Below are 4171 nucleotides of genomic sequence, written 5' to 3' on the forward strand. Positions count from 1 at the left end.
AGGGTGGCGAGCCCGGCTTCAAGCCGGGATCGCCGGGTGGGGTGAGGCGCCTGGCCCCACCCCGACGTCGCCCAAGAGGGCGACGGCGGACCTCCCCCACAAGGGGGAGGTAGGAAAACTTATCCCCGCGTCCACACCCGCAACTATCCTGCACGCACCTCGTTCACTGAGGGGCGCCATCGCGAGGCGTCGTGAGGCGGGACGAGGTGCGGCGCCCTGCGGGCCGGCGGCGTAAAGCCGGCACTCGGGCGGCGGCGGGGCTCCCCCCGGGCTCACTAAGAAGCCCTGCCAGGAGCTGGCTGACGACTTGTATTTTGCGCTACCGGGCTTCGCCCTACTTGAGCGCAAAATGGACGCGCCGAGGCCGATCCGCCTCTAAAGGCGCGTTGCGGCGGTTCGCTCTTCTGCAACGGGGGCGTTCCGCACCCAAGCGAAAGCGGGGTCCGCGCGTCGCTAAATCGCCGCAAATGAGCATGCGCTACCGCTTCGCTGCTTGAGCGCATGTGGCGCGCCGAGAGGCGCCCGCCGCGATCCGCAAGGATCGCGGAACCATAGGATTGCGCTTTTCGGCGCGCCACCCCCTCAACCACCGGGCGCTGAGACGCGTCGCGGCGAGGAGAACGCCTGTCTGGTCGTAGCGCAGTAACAGACTCCCTACCTCCCCCTCGTGGGGAGGTCCGACGACGCCTTTGGCGGCGTCGGGGTGGGGCGGAGCGCATCACCCCACCCGGCGATCCCGGCAAAGATGCCGGGCTCGTCACCCTCCCCATTACGGGGAGGGATGAAGCAGGTGCCAGGATCCTTGGGGCGTAGACGGAGCACAGGCTAAGCCTGGCGTTGAATGGAGATTTCCGTTCGGCTTGTCGGGATGATATAGACCCAACCACCACGCCTGAGCCGGATTTACTGGAAATCGTGAATCGGGAATGAGCCCCGCCATGACGGAGTTAAGCATGCGTTGCGCAGCCGCCTTGTCAGCAAGCCTCGTCCTCCTCCTCGCCTTCGGCGGCCAGGCCCTAGCCCAGCGAGGACCTGCTCCCGCACCGGGGGAATCGAAGGCAAAAACCGTCGCCAAGCCGAAGCCCAAGGTCGAGACCAAGCAGCAGGCTCCCGCTCAGCCGGCGCCGCCATCGGCGCCGTCAGTGGTGATGCCCGACGGCGAGAAGATCGTGCTTCTCGTGCGTACCACCCTGAACACGCTCAACGATGCCATCCAGACCGGCAATTACACGGTGCTGCGCGACAGGGGCGCGCCGGGTTTTCGCGAAGCCAATTCAGCCGCGCGCCTCAGCCAGATCTTCTCCGACTTCGCTTCGCGCAACGTGGACCTATCCGTGGTGAGCCTCATAAGCCCGCAATTGACCGAGACCCCGGTGCTCGACCAGGACAAGGGCATGCTCAACATCAAGGGCTATTTCCCGACGCAGCCGGTGCAGATCAATTTCGAGCTGTTGTATCAGGCAGTTGAGGGCCGCTGGCGGCTGTTCGGCCTCTCGGTGCAACCGTCAAACGCAGAACCTTCGCCGGCGCCGGCAACACCGACACCGGAGGCGCCGAACCCGACACCGGAAGCGCCGAGCCCGAACAGCGATGCTCCCAAGAGCCAGCCATAGCCTCTGACCGCGGGAGCGAGGAGGCAAGGTTGAAGCCGGCGCAAAAATCCGCTGCGCCGCCGATGCGCGGCCTTACCAAAGTGCTGCGTCCATTCTGGCGGATGCGGCGAGGGCTGACGCTCGGCGCGCAAGGGGTGGTGATCGATGGCGAGGACCGCGTGCTCCTCGTGCGTCATGGCTACCGGCCAGGCTGGTTCTTCCCAGGCGGCGGCGTCGAATGGAACGAGACGATCGAGACGGCGCTTGCGAGAGAGCTTGAAGAAGAGGTCGGCGTCAGTCTCATCGAGCCGGCGCAATTTCATGGAATCTTTGGCAATTTCACGAGCTTCCCGGGAGACCACATCGCCGTCTTCGTGGTCCGCCATTGGCAGCGCAACGAGAACTACCGCAAGCTCGGCGAGATCGCCGAGACCGGCATGTTCGCGCGCAGGGATTTGCCGAACGAGACCGACGCCGGCACGCGTAACCGGCTCGCTGAGATCTTCGACGGGTCGCCGATCAGCCAGATGTGGTGAATCGAAAGTCTCCCTTTCCCCAGTGGGGAGAGGGTTGGGGTGAGGGAGTTCCAATGCAAGGAACTCTGTTTCCCCCTCACCCGACTGCTCCGCGAGCGGAGCAGTCTCCCTCTCCCCGCAGGGGAGAGGTGGGTGTCCCCGGAAGCTCGCCGCACTGTAGGTTACGGATTGGTCGCGAGGCGCTTGGCGATCTTCGCCACGTGGTGCCCCTGGAAGCTCGCGAGGTTGAGCTCCTTTTGCGAGGGCAGGCGCGAGCCGTCGGGCGCCGCAATGGTCCCGGCACCGTAAGGCGAGCCGCCCTTCAACTCGCTGACGTCGGCGAGGTCGGGTGCGGAATAGGGAAGTCCGACCACGATCATGCCGTGATGCAGCAGCGTCCAATGAACGGAGGCGATGGTGGTCTCGTTGCCGCCGCCGGTCGAGGTCGAGGTGAACACGCTGCCGACCTTGCCGATCAGCGCGCCCTCCACCCAAAGCGGCCCGGTCTGATCGAAGAAGTTGCGCATCTGCGAGCTCATATTGCCGAAGCGGGTCGGCGTGCCGAAGATGATCGCGTCGTAGTTGGCAAGCTCCTGCGGGTCGGCGATAGGGGCGGGCTGATCGACCTTCATGCCGGCACTGCGCATGATCTCCTCCGGCATCAGCTCCGGCACGCGCTTGATGTTCACCTGCACGCCGTCGACGGCGCGGGCGCCATGGGCCACGGCATAGGCCAGCGTTTCAACGTGGCCGTAGGAGCTGTGATAGAGAACGAGAAGTCGCGTCGTGTTGGCCATAGATCCTTGCTCCTCGCGCCTTGCAAGGAGGTACACCGAACCGCCCCTCCCCCGTCAATATAGCAATCTAGATGAAAAGCGCGCGCACCGCGCGACAACAACTCACGGAAAACGCGTCTCAAATTGACACAGCTCAAGGCGCTGGACCGGAAAATGCTTGCGTGATATGGCAGCTCCGCCATGAGGCCAGGAGTCCAAAGAGAAACGTTCTCGCGACGACGAGCGCGCGCGCGCTCCGCGCTGCCGCTTGCCCCTCGCCGCTGACACCTCGCTTATCCTCAATTTCCTGGTAGCGTCCGGTGCCCGCTTTGCGGCTGAGGGACCGATGATCCATCAGCCGTTCGGGATACGCCTCCATGCACGCTGCGAATTTTCAAGTCCGCGTCGAAACTGAGCAAGATGCTGCGGTCCTTTCGCAGCTGTCGGCGCAGGCCTTCGGACCTGGCCGCTTCGGGCGCACGGCCTATCGCATCCGCGAAGGCGTGGCCCCCGTGTCATCGCTCGCCCTGACCGCCTGGCTCGACGATCGGCTGGTGGGCGGTATCCGCTTCACCGCGGTCACCATCGGCGGGGAGGGGAGCGCCCTCCTGCTCGGGCCGCTCGTCGTGGATCCCGTGCACAAAGACAAAGGTTATGGCAAGGCGCTCGTCGCGGAGGGGCTTGCGTGCGCGCGCGCGCAAGGCTTCCGCCTCGTCGTGCTCGTGGGGGACATGCCCTATTACGGCAGGTTCGGCTTCGTGCCGGTGCCGCCAGGCCAGATCAGGCTGCCGGGCCCGGTGGATCCGGCACGGCTGCTTGCGCTTGATCTGGTGGCGGGAGCGCTCAGCAACGCCGTGGGCCTCGTGCAAGCAAAGGCGGCCTGAGAGTTCCGCGCCCGTCAAGGCTTGCCGGACTGAAGAGCTTTCAATCCATCTTTGCTCTCTTGCAGGTCGGGATTGATGGCGAGCGCCTTCTTGTATTCGGCGATGGCTTCGTTGCGACGGCCGAGCGCTGCCAAAATGTGGGCGCGTGTGTCGTGCGCGAATGGGTTTTTCGGATCGAGGGAAAGCGCCTGCTCGGCATCGGCCAGGCTTTCCGCCAATCTGCCCATCTTGCGGTTCAATTCGGCGCGGCCCCTATAGGCATTGGCAAAGCGCGGATCGAGCTCGATTGCGCGGCTGTATTCGGCGAGCGCCCGGTCGTGCTCTCCCTTGCTCATATAGACGAAGGCGCGATTGCCGTAGGCGAAGGCCTGCTTCGGCTCGAGTTCGGTGGCGCGATCGTAGTC

The 4171-nt window shown here is 64.9% G+C and carries 5 protein-coding genes; 3 read left to right on the forward strand and 2 right to left on the reverse strand.

The features are described 5' to 3' along the window. Positions 1-938: 938 nt before the first annotated feature. Positions 939-1613: a hypothetical protein gene (locus ACREC7_RS15915; protein ID WP_431556668.1), complete on the forward strand. Its 675-nt coding sequence runs from the start codon at positions 939-941 to the stop codon at positions 1611-1613. 29 nt (positions 1614-1642) lie between these two features. Beyond that, positions 1643-2128, forward strand: coding sequence for an NUDIX domain-containing protein (locus tag ACREC7_RS15920; protein WP_431556669.1), 486 nt, complete (start codon positions 1643-1645; stop codon positions 2126-2128). A 161-nt stretch (positions 2129-2289) separates the two neighbouring features. Here ACREC7_RS15920 and wrbA read toward each other — a convergent pair whose 3' ends face one another. Next, positions 2290-2904: an NAD(P)H:quinone oxidoreductase gene (gene wrbA, locus ACREC7_RS15925; RefSeq protein WP_431556670.1), complete on the reverse strand. Its 615-nt coding sequence runs from the start codon at positions 2902-2904 to the stop codon at positions 2290-2292. 356 nt (positions 2905-3260) lie between these two features. On the opposite strand from wrbA, the gene ACREC7_RS15930 reads away from it, so the two are divergent. Then, positions 3261-3767, forward strand: coding sequence for a GNAT family N-acetyltransferase (locus ACREC7_RS15930; protein ID WP_431556671.1), 507 nt, complete (start codon positions 3261-3263; stop codon positions 3765-3767). Positions 3768-3781: 14 nt separating this feature from the next. Here ACREC7_RS15930 and ACREC7_RS15935 read toward each other — a convergent pair. Further along, positions 3782-4171 (reverse strand): tetratricopeptide repeat protein (locus tag ACREC7_RS15935; RefSeq protein WP_431556672.1); only part of this gene is annotated, 390 nt, incomplete at its 5' end.

The sequence above is a fragment of the Methyloceanibacter sp. genome (assembly GCF_050728395.1).
Classification (GTDB): domain Bacteria; phylum Pseudomonadota; class Alphaproteobacteria; order Rhizobiales; family Methyloligellaceae; genus Methyloceanibacter.

What these genes read in the sequence shown, in the direction of transcription:
- ACREC7_RS15930 (WP_431556671.1), top strand. Translation starts at nt 3,261, where the DNA reads ATGCACGCTGCGAATTTTCAAGTCCGCGTCGAAACTGAGCAAGATGCT.
- wrbA (WP_431556670.1), bottom strand. Translation starts at nt 2,904, where the DNA reads ATGGCCAACACGACGCGACTTCTCGTTCTCTATCACAGCTCCTACGGC.
- ACREC7_RS15915 (WP_431556668.1), top strand. Translation starts at nt 939, where the DNA reads ATGACGGAGTTAAGCATGCGTTGCGCAGCCGCCTTGTCAGCAAGCCTC.